Below are 15935 nucleotides of genomic sequence, written 5' to 3'. Positions count from 1 at the left end.
TTCAAGTAAACATCTCAAGGATGTTGAAACAAAATAAAAAAATACGGCGTCTCCACCGTATCATCAGAAAAATAATGTATGACGTCCTATATATAAAAATGCGAGGATAATCGCAAACATCGTCAAAGTCAGCATCATAGCCAGCGGTCGTTTCAACCAATTATCATTCAATTTTTCTTTCCGCTCGTGCTCTTGCCGTTCCGACCGAGACGGCAACGTGTCCACGACTTTTTCACGAAGAGAATCTGCTTGGTTTCGATGTCGCAACGTGTGCCCTCCTTTACCTTTTTTATCATTTTACTATGATATCAATCAAAGGAAAAGATGCGCGCCAACCGATGTTTCCAATCTGTCACATTTTTAGACACAACTTGAACCGACGGCGGGAATGAAATCTCACCACAGACGTCACAGCAATCGGCTTGTTTGACCGGTTGCTCTGAAAAGTAATTCAGCAAGTAGTCGCGCCGGCACTTCTTGATAAGCGCGTAGTCGATCATTTGACCGAGCTGGCGGTACCGGGCCCGCTTTCTCTCTTTTACCCAATCGACCGCATCGGCAAGCGTGCGTTCGGCGAGCATTTGGTTTAGCAAGCCCCATACCGGATCTTCCTCGTTCATCTTCAACAGCCGCGGTAATTGCGACAAGCTCGTGCCGTTGTCCCGTTCTAGATAAGCTATGCGGATGTCTTTATCTTTCGGGTACTGTTGATCGATTAAAAACTGTTGGATCCGTTCATCCCCTTCGGCATACAGTAAGACGGCAAACGCCGGTTCGCCGTCCCGGCCGGCCCGGCCGATCTCTTGCATATACGCCTCGAGCGTCGCCGGCAGTTGGAAATGGATGACAGAGCGCACGTTATCTTTGTTGACGCCCATCCCGAACGCACTCGTACATACCATGATCGCGACTTCGTCGCGTAAAAACTGCGATTGAACGAGGCGCCGATCCTCGGTCGACATCCCGCCGTGATAAAACAAGGCGTCATCGAGTTGAAGCGCGAGCGCTTCAGCTTCCCGTCGTGTCGCCGTATAGATGACGGCCGGTGTCGGCACTTCTCGAACGAGTTCGATCAGTCGCGGCATCTTTCGTTCCGTCTCGAGCCGTTCGACGATGAGACGGATCTCAGGTCGATTGGCCGAATGGACGAACTGGGACGGCGAGAATAAAGCTAATTTTTCAATAATGTCCCGTTTCACGTTTTCCGGGGCCGTCGCCGTGACGGCCATGCATTGCGGGCTTCCGAGTTGTTTGCGGAGCTCCCCGAGCCGTGCGTATTCTGGCCTGAACTCGTGACCCCATTGCGAGATACAGTGCGCTTCATCGATGACGAGCATTTGAATCGGAGTCCTTGCGAGCGCCCGGGTCACGTGCGGCACGGCAAGCTGTTCGGGAGATAGGTATAAGAACCGATAGCGCTTCAAATGATTCAGTATGTCTTGTTTCTCTTCTAACGTCTCCATCGACGTCAGCCTCGCCACGCCACGCTCGCCGCGCTCCCGGATATGGAGCATTTGGTCTTCGATCAACGACAAGAGCGGCGAGACGATAATCGTCAAGCCTTCGTTCTTTAAATACGACGGGAGTTGGAACGTTAATGATTTCCCGGCACCCGTCGGCATGATCGCCAACACGTCCTGCCCTTCGGCGACCGCTTCGATGACGTCACGCTGTCCGGGACGAAACGTCTCGTGACCGAACACACGCTTCAACGTTTTTTCATACAAATGTCTCACCTCGTTTCAATCTCGCGAACACTAACCGAATTTGGAAGTAACTGAGATTGTCGGTTTTCTCGAAGATCGGCTTTAGCGCCCAGCTGTCTTCTTCCCGTAACCGTTCGACTTCGGCAATCGCGTCGGCTGGCACGAATTGATCGAGCGGGAAGTCGTCCAAATACATCGCCATCTCGACGACGTGGTCTTCGATTGTGCTCGTGCGCAGGCGCCTGATCGATTGTACTTGCGCGAACGTGCGGCCGGCCGAAAACAAATCGAACGATTCGCGCGCCGATAACGTCATCCGCTCATCCGACAACCCGTGGGCAAACCCTAGTATTTTGGCGTCTCGCGGCACAGTCCGTAACAGCGCGTTCCATCCGGCCAAGAAGTAAAGCCGTGCCGTCCGAGCATCGACGTCAAGGAGCGTCGCGATCTGTTCATACGTGTATCCCGTCTCGAACGCTCCGGTGAAGCGATAGACGACTGCCGTCGCATATGGATCACCGACCGTCTCAAGCGCTGTTTCGAGTTCTTGATGAAACGAGGCGATCAGTTCTTTCCACTCTCGTTCCGTTCGCACGATTTGCTTGACCCACCGCTCGGCCATCCGATCGGCTTGGACCGGATAAAACGTGCGCTCGTGTTCGAGTGACATGAACGTCTGGATAAATAAACTGAGACGTTTCCATGTCATCGTCGTATAGTCCCGGTACTCGCCACCGAGCCGGTCAAACAACTGGCTGACCGCGTCCGGACTAGCGAGCATACTTCCGGCTTCAGTTAACGTGAACGTCGCCCGATTGAGCCAGCCTCTTTTCTCAAACGAGACTAACAGCTTCTCATAATCATATTTCGTATAAGGGAACAGTCCGAAAATCGGTTCAAGGTCATAAAAAAAAGCATCTTGGAGCGTCGTCGCCGAACGTTTTCCGTTTAAAACGTGAAACAGGCTGCGTTCGCTGCGCTCCCCTTTTAAGCGTTGAATCGATAGGAGCAACACTCCGTCGGCTAAATGAACCATCCTTCCACCCTCTCTCATTATTACTATCTCTCCAAAACGTTATTCGTTTCCTCATTGAAATATTAGGGTATGTAGACTACAATTACTCATAGTCAGTAGAAAGTCATTTCTATGCAGAGAGACGAAACGTTTGGAGGGTTACAAATGGCAAAATTTACTATCGTTGACAAAGATACATGTATCGCATGTGGTGCTTGTGGAGCAGCTGCTCCCGACATCTTCGACTATGATGACGAAGGTCTCGCCTTCAACTTGATGGACGACAACACAGGCACAGTCGAAGTACCTGACGAACTGTCGGAAGATTTGATGGATGCGTTCGAAGGATGTCCGACCGACTCAATCAAAGTCGCTGACGAATCGTTCGATGGCGACGCACTCAAATACGAATAAGAGAGACATGTGTGTCAAGTTGACACACATGTCTTTTTTTTAACGGGCCGCTCTTCTAAACCCTGCCGCCTCGGCCTCTCCTTCCGTACAGAACATTTCCTCCGGGTTCGTGCGTTCATAGCTCGCACCGCCCGGCACGTGATAAATTTTCTCGCCTTCCCGATTAATGTTCCCTTTAATGTCACACGCTTCGCTCGGCTCCGATCGAGGTTTCGCCGGTCGCGCCGCTTCATGGTCGAAACCGTTGCCCGTCACGTAGTCCTCGATGCTCCAAATCCCGAGCAGCTCGCGCCGGGCCGCGCGTTCGACATCGCGGAACGCATCGACGTGCTGGGTGTTCGGGGCGTAAACGTACGCGACACGTGCGAGACCGCGACGCAGCAGCTCTTCATTGAGCATCGCATCATCATACCATACGTAAGCGAGCGTCCGCTGATAGCGGTCGTACCGCCCGACGTCGTACTCGAGGACGATCGTCTCACCTTCCGGTAACCAACGCGCGACGAACGCCTTCGCGTCCTCACCGAACGGTTGGACCGGCAACGTCGGATGACTCGTCTCAGGCGTGTCGACGAGCAGGAGTCGAATCGACTCGGTCGCACCGCTCTCAAACTCGACTTTAAGCGTATCGCCATCGATGACGCGGTCTAACGTGACCGTCTCCGTCTTGCCGATCGGCGCTCGGACTTTTGTCCCGGCGTCCGCTGCCGGGTAATCCGCCTCGAGTTCGACGAGCGATTCCGGCGGCTCGACTTGCTCGGCGAACCAGTCATCGACCGAGCAACCTGCTAACGAAACGCTCAGCACGAGAACGAGCAGTAGTTGCCACCATTGTTTCAATTGTCTCACCTCTACACCAGTATAACAAAAAAGGTTGTTTGACTTAAGCGTCAAACAACCTTGGCAAAACGAGACATATGTCCTTTCCCTCGTCAGCGCTTCCCTTTAATATACGGGATACCAACTGATTTCGGAGCGTCCGCTCGTCCGACGACACCTGCTAGGGCGAGGATCGTCAACGCGTACGGCGCGATCAAGAGCAATACTTGCGGTACGTTATTGATGACCGGCAAGTTACTGCCGATGATCGACAGCGCTTGGGCGAACCCGAAGAATAAACCAGCGCCTAGGGCACCGAGCGGGTTCCATTTCCCGAAGATCATCGCGGCAATGGCGAGGAAGCCTTGTCCGACGATCGTCGTCCCACTGAAGTTGGTCGTAACCGTGACGGCATAGACCGCACCAGCCAAACCACCGAACGCACCTGAGAGCATGACGCCCATGAAGCGCATCTTCGTGACGTTGATTCCCATCGTGTCCGCCGCCATCGGATGTTCACCGACTGAACGAAGGCGAAGACCGAACGGCGTCTTGAAGATGACGAACCAGACGACGAACGCGAGGATGATCGCGATGAACGACGTGTATTGGACGTTGATAAAGAACATGCGGAGCACCGGGATGTCCGACAGAATCGGCACGTTCTCTTTGGCGATCCGATATTCGATGAAATCGGTCTGTCCTTTATTGTAAAGAACCCGAACGACGAAGATGGCGAGCCCGACGGCGAGCATGTTGATCGCGACACCGAGAACGGTTTGGTCAGCCCGCCAGAGGATGGCAGGAACGGCCAAGAATAGCGAGAACAGCGCGCCGACGACCATGGCGATCAACAGTGAGAGCCACGGGCTGAGCCCGCCAAATCCCATATCGGTCAATGTGAGCGTGACGATGATTCCCGTCGCCGCCCCGATGACCATGATGCCTTCTAGAGCGATGTTGACGACACCCGAACGTTCACTGAAAATGCCGCCGAGCGCCGCGATGATGAGTGGAGTCGCATAGGCTAACGCAACCGGAACGACGATGTAGAGTACTTCTAAGAAGCTCATTTTTTCTCCACTCCTTTCTTACGGTTTCCTTTAAGTTTTTCAATCACATAGTTCAAGGCGTATCCTGACGCCACGAAGATGACGATGGCGGCAATGATGACTTTGACGAGCTCAGACGGGATGTTGGCCCCGAGTTGCATCGCAAGTCCGCCGATGTTGAGACCGGCGAACAAAATTGCTGCCAGGAAGACACCGACCGCCGTGTTCGCACCGAGCAGGGCGACAGCGATCCCGTCGAATCCGACGCCGGTGAACGACGCGCTAAGCGTCATTCCGTTGAACGTCCCGAGACCTTCCATCGCGCCGGCAAGTCCGGCGAACATTCCAGAGATGACGAACGAGAGAATGATGTTCCGGTTAACGCTCATCCCCGCATACTGCGAGGCGTGTTTGTTAAATCCGACGGCACGAAGCTCATACCCGAGCGTCGTCCGTTGTAAGATGTAGTAATAGACGATCGCTGCGAGCACGGCGATGAGAATACCCCAGTGCAGACGCGAGAACGTCGTCAATTCTTGTAGCAACGGTGAGGCGAGCGAGGCCGAGTCTTTAATATCTTCGGTCCGTTCGTTCGTCACACCGATGACGCTACGCAAAATCGCGTTCGTCGTGTAGAGGGCGATATAGTTCATCATGATTGACGTGATAACTTCATGGACGTGGAACTTGGCTTTCAAGAAACCAGGAACGAACGCCCATAGCGCTGCCGCGAACATGGACGCGAGAAGCGCGAGCGGCAAGTGAATGAACATCGGCAAGTCAAAGTTGATCCCGACATAAACCGCTGCCACCCACCCGATCAAGACTTGACCTTCGACCCCGATGTTGAACAGTCCGGTCCGGAACGCGAACGCGACGGCCAAACCTGAGAAAATGAGCGGTGCTGCCGCACGGAGCGTCTCACCGATCGCATACGGGCTGCCGACCATGCCGCTGAAAAGTGATGAGAACCCTTGGACCGGGTTGTAACCACCGATGAGCATGACGATCGCACCGACAAGTAGTCCCATCAAGATCGACAAAAGCGGGATGAGAAGTCGATTATATGCTAGCTTGTTCATACTGTTTCTTCCCCTCTCTTACCGCCGGCCATCAAGAAGCCAAGCTCTTGCTCGGTCGTTTCTTTCGGATCGCGAATCCCGACGATCTTTCCTTCGTATAAGACGGCGATCCGGTCGGAGACGTGAAGGATTTCTTCAAGCTCGAACGAGATGAGCAGGACGGCGCGTCCTTTCTCCCGTTCTTTAATGAGTTGCTCGTGAATGAATTCGATGGCTCCGACATCGAGCCCCCGCGTCGGTTGCGCGGCGATCAACAAGTCTGGTGACCGGTCGACTTCCCGGGCGATGATCGCTTTCTGTTGGTTACCGCCAGATAGAGCACGGGCTGGCACGTCGATCGACGGAGTTCGGACGTCAAACTTCTCAATTAACGCTTTCGCTTTCTCAGCGACGGCTTTATAGTTCATCAAACCACGCTTTGAGAACGGCTCTTTATAGTACGTTTGGAGCACCATATTGTCACGGATCGAGTAGTCGAGGACGAGTCCGTGCTTGTGACGGTCTTGTGGGATGTGCCCGACACCGGACTCTGTCACTTTACGCGGCGTGAATCCGGTCACGTCTTTCCCGTTCAATAAGATTTTACCTGCTTCAGGCTTTTTCAGACCTGAAAGCGCTTCAATTAATTCGGTCTGACCGTTCCCGTCGATCCCGGCGATACCGAGAATCTCTCCAGAACGAATTTGTAAATCCAAGCCCTCGACGACTTTCAGTCCGCGGCTGTCTTTGACGACGAGCTGTTGAACGTCGAGTACGACTTGCTGTGGATCTGCCTTGGAATATTCCGCATCAAAGTTTACCTCACGCCCGACCATCATCTCGGCTAAGCTATCTTCATTCACGGTCTCGTCGACTTCGACGGTACCGATATAGCGTCCGCGACGAATGACCGTACAACGGTCGGCGACTTGCATGATTTCTTTTAATTTATGCGTGATCAAGATGATCGATTTGCCTTCTTCAATGAGACGCTTCATGATTTGAATGAGTTCTTGGATTTCTTGCGGCGTCAAAACAGCGGTCGGCTCATCAAAAATCAAGATTTCAGCCCCGCGGTAAAGCGTTTTTAAAATTTCGACACGTTGTTGCATCCCGACCGAAATATCCTCGATTTTGGCATCAGGATCGATGCGAAGACCGTATTGTTCCGAAATGTCCATTACCTTTTTACGAGCCGTCGCCCGGTCGACCGTCAATCCACTTCTCGGTTCAGACCCGAGAATGATGTTCTCGGTCACCGTGAACTTCTCGACGAGCATGAAGTGTTGGTGTACCATGCCGATCCCGAGATCATTGGCGATGTTCGGATTTTCAATATTCACTTTCTCCCCGCGCACTCGAATCTCTCCACCTTCTGGCTGGTAGAGACCGAACAAGACGTTCATTAGCGTTGATTTCCCGGCACCGTTCTCGCCGAGCAGCGCATGAATCTCGCCTTTGCGAAGTTGGAGGGTGATGTTGTCGTTGGCTACGAACGTTCCGAACTCTTTGCGAATATTGAGCATTTCAATTACATATTCCAAGAAAGTCCACCCCTAACTTTAAGTAAAGGGAGACCGCATGGGTCCCCCCTAACTTAATGAATTATTTTACTGTTTTCATGAACTCTTCGAACTCAGCGTCAGTAGCTGGAGCCGTGATGTCGCCGTCGATCAACTGCGTGCGGTATTCCTCAACTTTTGTGAGGACGTCAGCTGCAACGTTTTCGCTTGATGTTTCAGCGATACCTACACCATCATCTTTCAATGAGAACTCAACGATTTCGCCTGCTGGGAACTTATCTTCCATTGCGAGTTTCGATACTTCGTAAGTTGCCGTATCAACACGTTTGACCATTGAAGTAAGGGTTACGTTTTCAGGAAGTCCTTCTTCGTACTGGTCACGGTCAACGCCGATGACCCATACGTCTTCGCCGTTCTTCTTACGGTTTTTCGCTTCTGTGAAGACACCTACACCCGTTCCGCCTGCTGCGTGATAGATGATGTCAGAGCCTGCTCCATACATCCCTGAAGAGATTGCCGTTCCTTTTTCAGCCGAGTTGAAGTCTTCAGCGTACTTGACGTCAATTGTCGCGTCTGGGTTGACGGCCATGACGCCCGCTTTATATCCATTTTCGAACTTTTTGATCAAGTCTGACTCGACGCCGCCGATGAAACCGACTTTGTCCGTTTTCGTTGTGAGACCTGCGACGACACCGACGAGGAACGAACCTTCTTGTTCTTTAAACGTGATCGACGCGACGTTCGGTGCGTCAACGACCATGTCGACGAGCGCGAAGTTGTTGTCTGGGAACTGCTCGGCAACTTTCTGGATATCTTCACCCATCAAGAAACCGATACCGTAGATCAAGTTGAAGTTATCGCGTGCCAATTGTTGCAAGTTTGGCTGATAGTCCGCTTGTTTTGAAGATTGAAGATATTTGAAGCCTTCGTTTTCAGTCAAGTTGTTGTCTGCTCCGAACTTCTGAAGACCTTCCCAAGCTGATTGGTTGAACGATTTGTCGTCAACGCCGCCTGTATCAGTTACCATCGCGACTTTGAAGTCGCTGCCTTCTCCGCCTTCGCCATTTGAAGAAGTACCTTCGTTGTCATCCCCACCGCATGCTGCAAGTACTGTTGAGAGCGTGAGACCTGCTGCTAAAGCTGAAAGAATCGTTTTTTTCTTGTTCATCATCGTCGTGTTTCCCCTTTCGGATCATAACAATTAAGGTTGTCATGTCATCAGTCGTCTTTACACCGGTATAAGAAAGCGCTTTCACGCAATTACCCAAAAATAACTATTTCCGCTTTACAAGAACTTGCTTAGACGCGTTTACGAACGACGTGGAAGTCGAAGCGGTCCGCTCGGAAAAAGTTTGCCGAATCGAGCAACGGTAAATCGCTCTCATCGTAATGCAGTTGTTTTAAAGCGAGTAACGGTTGGTCCGTTTGAAGTTGGGTCGAGATCTCTGAACTCACACTCGGTTCGATGTGCGTGATCGCGTATGCGACCCGACGTCCTACCTCTTTTTCAAGCGCATCGAATAACGACTTTCCTTCTGTCAACGCTTCAGGATTAGAGACGAGATGGGCTGGAATTTTATCCACACAGTAAACGACCGGTGTTTCATCTGCATAACGAATCCGGACAATCCGATAAATCGGTGAGTTCGGTTCAATTTTCAGACGCTCGGCTTCTCTCTCTGTCGCTAACACTTTTTCGGCCACCAATACTTTTGTTCCTGGTGTCATCTTGGCGCGCATGATCATGTCCGTGACACTGAACAGTTCCTCGATCCCAGAAGTGAATGGGGGTTTTGAACTGATGAATGTCCCGACACCATGTTTCCGCACGACAAATTTCTCGTCTTCGAGAATACGAAGCGCTTCTCGGAGCGTCGCTCGACTGACTCCTAGTTGCTTCGACAACTCGAATTCTGAAGGAAGTTTCTCTCCTTCACGATAGACACCATCGTCGATATCCTGCTTGATTTTCTCAATCACGCGAAGATAGAGCAAGCGATGATCGAGCTTGATCGACATGGGCCTCACCACCTTTACCTATTTCTTACCAGTGCTCAGACATCTGACGTATGAATGTCCTTGCCAATTCTAAGTATAGGGATTCCGTAAAAAGAACGCAATACTTTTTTGTTCGGAATCAAGGAAATGTTTTAAAGCCAAGGGATTATGTATACCACTTAGTCTATATTACCTGTTCTACGAGTGTTTGAAAAGAAATCGTAAAATGAAAACGGTATTAAAAAATGAAAGCGTTTCAACGTTTTCAGTAGTATGTCTCAATAGGTCATATAGTCCAGATGTGCTATATAACTTCTACTGTACATGTTTATCCGACGCGAGGTAACTGAATTGACGATACTTTTAAAAATAAACAAAAAACGAACTATTTCGAACGCATCCGTCCTTATAGTTCGTTTTTCGTATTATGCATCTTGTTGGTTAATGAGTACTTTCCGTGGCTTCGATCCTTCCGAAGGACCGACGTACCCTGCTTGTTCGAGCGAATCAATCAAGCGGGCCGCCCGGTTATAACCGATTCGGAATCTTCGTTGAATCATCGAAGTCGACGCCGTTTCTTGCGTCAAGATGAATTGGACGACTTCTTCGAATAACGAGTCGTCCGAGTCGATCGTCGTCACTTCTTCTTCTTTTGGCATCATCGCCTCGACGTACTGGGCCCGCTGCTGGGCGATGACATGGTTGACGACCGTCTCGACTTCCTGATCGGATACGAACGCCCCTTGGACGCGTACCGGCTTGTTCATTCCGTTCGCAAGCATGAGCATATCACCTCGACCGAGCAGCTTCTCAGCCCCCCCGCCGTCGAGGATCGTTCTTGAATCGGTCGCTGACGAGACCGCGAACGCGATCCGTGATGGGATGTTCGCTTTAATGACACCCGTGATGACGTCGACGGATGGACGTTGCGTGGCGAGCACCATATGGATACCGGCCGCTCGTGCCATCTGGGCGAGCCGCATAATCGCGTCCTCGACGTCGTTTGAGGCGACCATCATCAAGTCGGCCAACTCATCCACGATGACGACGATGAACGGGAGCCGTTTAGCGTCTTCGTCCTCTGACTTGTCGACGAGGTCGTTGTAGCCCTCGATGTTACGGACACCGTAGCGGCTAAACAGCTCGTAGCGGCGCTCCATCTCGGCAACGACTTGCTTGAGCGCTTGAGCCGCTTTTTTCGGATCCGTCACGACCGGCGTCAATAAATGCGGGACGCCGTTGTAGACGTTCAACTCGACCATCTTCGGGTCGATCATCATGAGGCGGACTTGATCTGGCCGCGTCCGCATCAAAATAGACACGATCATCCCATTGATACAGACCGACTTCCCGGAGCCGGTCGACCCTGCGACGAGTAGATGAGGCATCTTGTTCAACGCGATCGTGACCGTCTCACCGCTAATACTGCGACCGAGCGCGACGAGGAGCGGTGCCTCATCGCGTTTGACAGGCTCCGCTTCTAACACCTCACGCAGACAGACCGGCGCGACTTCTTGGTTCGGGACTTCGATGCCGATGGCCGCCTTCCCTGGGATCGGTGCTTCGATACGAATGTCTTTGGCGGCAAGTGCGAGTGCGAGATCATCACTCAATGAGGTGATCCGGCTCACTTTGACGCCGATGTCCGGTTGCAGCTCGTACTTCGTGACAGTCGGACCGAGATGGATTTTGAGCACTTTCACCCCGACGCCGAACGACTTGAGCGTTTGGACGAGTTTCGTTGCGTTCGCCTTCAATCGTGCGTTCTCTCCTGACAAGTCGGTCACGACCGGTTCACTTAAAATCGTGAACTTCGGCAATTCGTATGTCGCAGACACGTCCTGAGCCGCTGTCATCATCATGTCCTCGGTCGGGATATCTGATACGACCTCGCTCTTCACGGTCTCGTCAGACACTTTCTGACGCTTCTCGGCGTCGATGGTCTCACTAAACCCGACAATCGGAATATCATGCATGACGACGGCGTCCGCCTCGGCCTCCACTTCTTGAGGCTTGGGTGTTGATTCGGACGCGCGTGCGTCGACCCGCTTCTTCTCAGTCGGTTTCGGTTTGGCGGGTGTACGTTCTCGGTCACGCCATTCTTGTTTAATCGCAACGAAACTTTCGAGCAACCGGTTCCCGATTGTCCGCCAAATCGCCGGAGACAGAAGCGAGACACCGACGACGACGCTGATGATGCCAAGGAAGATAATCCCGAAGTCCGATAGCAAGTATTGGTTCAATCCGTAGAGCGCCCCGTTCACCACTCCCCGTTCCGTTCCCCACACCATGTCCCCGAACAATAGGAAGGACACGAACAGCAGGAAGATACCGGCTCGTTGGATCGGACGGAAATCGTTCAAGAATACGAGCAAAATGAATGCGACGATCAAATATGTGAGTGCACCCCAGCCCCCAAACAGCGTCGTCGCAAACGTCGCTGTCTGAGTCCCGACCCAGCCGAACTCGAACAACGAAAAGATGAACGCGATCATCGACAAGATAAAGCTGGCCCAACCATATGTACGAAGTGGGATTGGCTGTTTCCGCTTACGATTCCTCGTCGTCGGTCGCGGCTTACGCTTCACCGGGGTCTTTCTCGTTTTTTGTGCCAACTTCTATTCCTCCTAAAAAAAGAGGCAAAAGTCAGATGACTTTTGCCTCGATCTCAATTCTTTAAATTTCCATGATGATCGGCAAGATCATCGGACGACGTTTCGTCTGTTCAAACAAGAAGACGCTGAGCCGCTCGCGGATATTTGATTTCAATTCGGTCCAATCACTTCCAGCTTCGAGACTCTTCTCAATCTGTTTCGTGACAATCCGGTTCGCTTCTGAGATCATCACTTCTGATTCGCGCATATAGACAAATCCACGCGAGATGAGTTCAGGGCCTGAAATCAACTTCTTCTGTTTACGGTTCAACGTGACGACACAGAGGACGACACCGTCTTGCGACAAGAGGCGACGGTCGCGGAGAACGATATTCCCGACGTCCCCGACACCGATTCCATCGATCAAGACGTTGCCGGCAGGAACTTTACGGCTCATCCGGGCTTTACGGCCCGTGAACTCGACGACGTCACCTTTCTCGACGATAAAGATGTTACTTGAATTGATCCCGACCTGTTGGGCGAGTTTCGAGTGGGCCATCTGCATCCGGTACTCCCCGTGAATCGGGAGGAAGTATTTCGGCTTGACGAGGTTGAGCATGAGCTTGAGCTCTTCAGCCGAACCGTGACCGGATACGTGCACTTTACGTTGGTTATAGATGACGTTCGCACCAGAACGGAATAAGAGATCGATCGTTTTCGAGACCGATTTTTCGTTACCCGGAATTGGCGTCGCCGCGATCACCACGGTATCATTCAAGCGAATATTCACTTGTTTGTGGGCGTTACGCGCCATGCGCGTCAAAGCCGCCATCGGCTCACCTTGTGAACCGGTCGTCAAGATGACGACTTTATCGTCCGGCAAACGGTTCACTTGCGAGAGCTCGACGAGCGTCTTCGGCTTGAAACGAAGGTAGTTCAATTTTTGCGCGACTTCGACGATGTTGACCATGCTGCGTCCAACGACTGCGACTTTACGGTCGTTCGCCTCGGCTGCAGCAAATACTTGTTGCAAACGATGGACGTTCGAAGCGAACGACGCGACGATCACACGCCCCTCGGCTTGATAGATCACATCGTTTAATTCAGCACCGACTAACGATTCAGACCCTGTTTGGCCTGGTCGTTCCGCGTTTGTTGAATCTGACAATAAACAGAGCACACCGCGCTGACCGATGGCTGCTAACTTGTTAAAGTCAGACTGCTTCCCATCGACCGGCGTGTAGTCGAATTTAAAGTCGCCGGTATGAACGATCGCGCCTTGTGACGTTTGAATGCAGACACCGACACAGTCAGGGATTGAATGGTTGACGCGGAAGAAAGTGATGAAATGATCAGCGATAGTCAATTTCGTTTTAGCGTCAATCAATCTAAGGTCGACTTCTTTCAGTAAGCCCGCCTCTTTTAACTTGAGCTCGATTAAACCGAGCGTCAATTTCGTCCCGTAGACCGGGACATGCTTCAAGTCACGGAGTACGTAGCTGAGTCCACCGATATGGTCTTCGTGACCATGGGTGATGAAAATAGCGCGTACCCGATCTTTGTTTTCTTTTAAATACGTAATGTCCGGGATGACGATATCAATCCCGAGCATCTCATCGCCTGGAAACATAAGGCCGGCATCGATGACGAAGATGTCGTCGTCTAGTTCCACGACGTACATGTTCTTCCCGATTTCGCCTACGCCACCAAGCGCAAAGACGCTAACGTTCTCAGTCTTCTTCTTTGACACTAACAAAAACCTCCTAGATGATTCATATTCTGTTTCGTCCACTTATCGCTACTGAATATTGTATCGGAAAAAACGCTTATATGCCACCATTTCCGTTCAATCGACTAGAGGTTTCATCACATCCGCGAGCGGCATCGTCGCTTTAGTGTCCGGCCGCTTGCCAGCTGCGAGCTGTCGAACCGATAAGCCGAAGTCCATCTGCAAGTGAGGATAGTCCGGAAAACTTCTCCAATCCCCACCCCATTCGAAGCCGAGTGCTTTTCCGAGTTCACCGAGTTCTTGCCAATCGGGTTCCCCCGACTTATTGTGATCTGCTTTCAAATCGTAGTCGGCCCGGTTATCGTGGATGATGACAAAATCGACCGCGAGTCCATAGTTATGATAACTTTGTCCCGCCTTGGCGTTCGTCACGACTTGCCCTGGTTTTGAGCGTCCTTGCGCGTAGAGCGCATTCTGTTCATCGGCCGAACGATAGCCTGACGTCAAGCGGACTTCAAGCCCGAGACATGAATACGCCAGTCTTACGAACGATTCGCCACGATCTCGCACATGAGGATGCAAGTTGGCAAACGCCTTGTCACTACGGTCGACAATCGTCTGTTCCGAGCGCGGGCTCCGTTCGCACATCCCGGCTTCGAACGTCGGTTCATCGACCCAAGGCATTGGTCCGGGCCGCGAGAACGTATACGCCAAGAAGATCCCAATCAAAAACGCCGTCATCGCAAACGTCAAAACGCCTGACCATTTCATCTTCTTAACCGTTTACGGAGTCCTTTGACGAGCGGTAATCCTGTCTCGAGGGCAAAGTAGAGCGGGCGGTTCAAGACGAGGTCGAACTCGCCGACTTTCTCGATTTGATCGCTGCCCCAGCCCGATTTAAACGCATACAGGCCCGCATATTCATCGTCCGGCTCCGTACTGCCCGATACACCACCGAAATCATAGCGCTCGGCACCACTTGCCTTGGCAGATTGCATCATCGTCCATTGCATCAGGTGGTTCGGCATGAACTCCCGAAACTCGTTCGAGGAAGCACCGTATAAGTAATACGAGCGGCGGCCGGCGAGCGTCAACAAGCCGCCCGATAACACGAGACCGTCCGGATAGCTGGCATGAAGCTGTTCGAGTTCCGGCAAGGCCGCTTCAGCTTTCACGAGTTGATCGCGCGTCTGTTTCTGACGATTCGACAAACTGATCCGTTTTTTCTCGACCGTTTCTTTTTCCAAAGACCGTTCGATCTTGTCAAGATCCCGTTTTGCTTTGTCGAGCGTCGCCATTTGTTGATCGAGCGCGAGTTTCGGTTCAAGTTTCGTCAAAAATAAACGAGCGTCATTCGGCTGCAGGCAATCGTATAAGTTCTCGAAGTAATCGAGCCCGCGAATGGCGAAGCCGTCACGCTCACCCGTGACTTTCATCAGTTCGGCGAACGTTTTCAAGCCGTCCCGACCGACTTCAGTACAGACAATCCCTTTACGCTCGGCAAGACGGACGTTATAGCGAAACTTATGATGGAACTTGGCGAAAATATCTTTCTCGCTCGGACGGAGGTCCGTCTCCATCGTGAAACGGGGTTGGGCATAGTCAAAGCCGCCGCCGTACCCTTTATGTGTAAAACCGAGGCTAGACATTTCCGTAAGTAAGCCCGGTACTTCGTCCCGGTCGATGTTCGGATCGATTTTGATGACGATCGCCTTTTTCAGTTTGGCGACGCGTTTCGCTTCCTCGGTCAAGGCACGCAATGATGCCACGTCATCGTAATCGACGACGAAACCGCGCGGTGCGTAACAAAGCGTGAACGGTAGCTTTGGCACTTGTTTGAATAAAAGAAGCGCCACTCCTGTCGTCTCACTATTTGTAGCGACGGCAATCCGCTCAGCGGACCAACCATTTTGTTTTTTGACGTCTGCCCAACTCGAAAGTTGGAGCAAGTCGCCGCGGTCGTGTGCTTTGACGAAATCGTCATGCTCTGTCTCTGTCAAGGTAATCGGTTGTACTGCCATAAA

Annotated in this window: 14 protein-coding genes; 1 reads left to right on the top strand and 13 read right to left on the bottom strand. The window is 51.9% G+C overall.

What is annotated here, in order from left to right; all coding sequences use genetic code 11:
* Nucleotides 1–63: 63 nt before the first annotated feature.
* From EVJ20_RS02340 to EVJ20_RS02330, 3 genes are read right to left on the bottom strand one after another with little or no spacing between them, the layout of a single operon-like run.
* Complete coding sequence (locus EVJ20_RS02340) at nucleotides 64–267, bottom strand: hypothetical protein (RefSeq protein WP_070327448.1); 204 nt, start codon at nucleotides 265–267, stop codon at nucleotides 64–66.
* Nucleotides 268–308: 41 nt separating this feature from the next.
* Nucleotides 309–1736 (bottom strand): RecQ family ATP-dependent DNA helicase, encoded by a 1428-nt coding sequence (locus tag EVJ20_RS02335; RefSeq protein WP_131440210.1) that lies wholly within the window; start codon nucleotides 1734–1736, stop codon nucleotides 309–311.
* Nucleotides 1720–2742 (bottom strand): helix-turn-helix domain-containing protein, encoded by a 1023-nt coding sequence (locus EVJ20_RS02330; RefSeq protein WP_070327450.1) that lies wholly within the window; start codon nucleotides 2740–2742, stop codon nucleotides 1720–1722. Before EVJ20_RS02330 ends, EVJ20_RS02335 begins: the two co-directional genes overlap by 17 nt.
* Nucleotides 2743–2886: 144 nt before the next feature.
* On the opposite strand from EVJ20_RS02330, the gene EVJ20_RS02325 reads away from it, so the two are divergent.
* Nucleotides 2887–3135 carry a ferredoxin gene (locus tag EVJ20_RS02325; RefSeq protein WP_016510114.1) on the top strand — a complete coding sequence of 83 codons (249 nt, stop codon included), beginning with the start codon at nucleotides 2887–2889 and terminating at the stop codon, nucleotides 3133–3135.
* A 39-nt stretch (nucleotides 3136–3174) separates the two neighbouring features.
* On the opposite strand, the gene EVJ20_RS02320 is transcribed toward EVJ20_RS02325, so the two are convergent.
* The 10 genes from EVJ20_RS02320 to EVJ20_RS02275 all read right to left on the bottom strand — a co-directional run bounded on the left by EVJ20_RS02320 (nucleotide 3175) and on the right by EVJ20_RS02275 (nucleotide 15932).
* The gene (locus tag EVJ20_RS02320) at nucleotides 3175–3984 is read right to left on the bottom strand and encodes a thermonuclease family protein (RefSeq protein WP_131506959.1); all 810 of its coding nucleotides are present in this window, start codon (nucleotides 3982–3984) and stop codon (nucleotides 3175–3177) included.
* 83 nt (nucleotides 3985–4067) lie between these two features.
* Entirely contained in the window at nucleotides 4068–5027 is a 960-nt protein-coding gene (locus tag EVJ20_RS02315) for an ABC transporter permease (RefSeq protein ID WP_071399634.1), read from the bottom strand.
* Entirely contained in the window at nucleotides 5024–6088 is a 1065-nt protein-coding gene (locus EVJ20_RS02310; protein ID WP_131465249.1) for an ABC transporter permease, read from the bottom strand. Before EVJ20_RS02310 ends, EVJ20_RS02315 begins: the two co-directional genes overlap by 4 nt.
* Nucleotides 6085–7611 carry an ABC transporter ATP-binding protein gene (locus EVJ20_RS02305; protein ID WP_131489828.1) on the bottom strand — a complete coding sequence of 509 codons (1527 nt, stop codon included), beginning with the start codon at nucleotides 7609–7611 and terminating at the stop codon, nucleotides 6085–6087. Before EVJ20_RS02305 ends, EVJ20_RS02310 begins: the two co-directional genes overlap by 4 nt.
* A gap of 61 nt (nucleotides 7612–7672) precedes the next feature.
* Complete coding sequence (locus EVJ20_RS02300) at nucleotides 7673–8758, bottom strand: BMP family lipoprotein (RefSeq protein WP_131489986.1); 1086 nt, start codon at nucleotides 8756–8758, stop codon at nucleotides 7673–7675.
* A gap of 131 nt (nucleotides 8759–8889) precedes the next feature.
* Entirely contained in the window at nucleotides 8890–9609 is a 720-nt protein-coding gene (locus EVJ20_RS02295) for a GntR family transcriptional regulator (RefSeq protein ID WP_016510124.1), read from the bottom strand.
* A 404-nt stretch (nucleotides 9610–10013) separates the two neighbouring features.
* Nucleotides 10014–12203, bottom strand: coding sequence for a DNA translocase FtsK (locus EVJ20_RS02290; RefSeq protein ID WP_131506957.1), 2190 nt, complete (start codon nucleotides 12201–12203; stop codon nucleotides 10014–10016).
* 61 nt (nucleotides 12204–12264) lie between these two features.
* Entirely contained in the window at nucleotides 12265–13932 is a 1668-nt protein-coding gene (locus EVJ20_RS02285; RefSeq protein ID WP_131440220.1) for a ribonuclease J, read from the bottom strand.
* A 96-nt stretch (nucleotides 13933–14028) separates the two neighbouring features.
* Entirely contained in the window at nucleotides 14029–14682 is a 654-nt protein-coding gene (locus EVJ20_RS02280) for a M15 family metallopeptidase (protein WP_070327457.1), read from the bottom strand.
* Nucleotides 14679–15932 (bottom strand): lipid II:glycine glycyltransferase FemX, encoded by a 1254-nt coding sequence (locus EVJ20_RS02275; protein ID WP_070327458.1) that lies wholly within the window; start codon nucleotides 15930–15932, stop codon nucleotides 14679–14681. The genes EVJ20_RS02280 and EVJ20_RS02275 overlap by 4 nt, the downstream gene beginning before the upstream one ends.
* Nucleotides 15933–15935: the final 3 nt, after the last annotated feature.

This window comes from Exiguobacterium sp. SH0S1 (assembly GCF_004337165.1).
Lineage (GTDB): Bacteria > Bacillota > Bacilli > Exiguobacteriales > Exiguobacteriaceae > Exiguobacterium > Exiguobacterium aurantiacum_A.
This window is presented reverse-complemented; position numbering and strand designations above follow the sequence as displayed.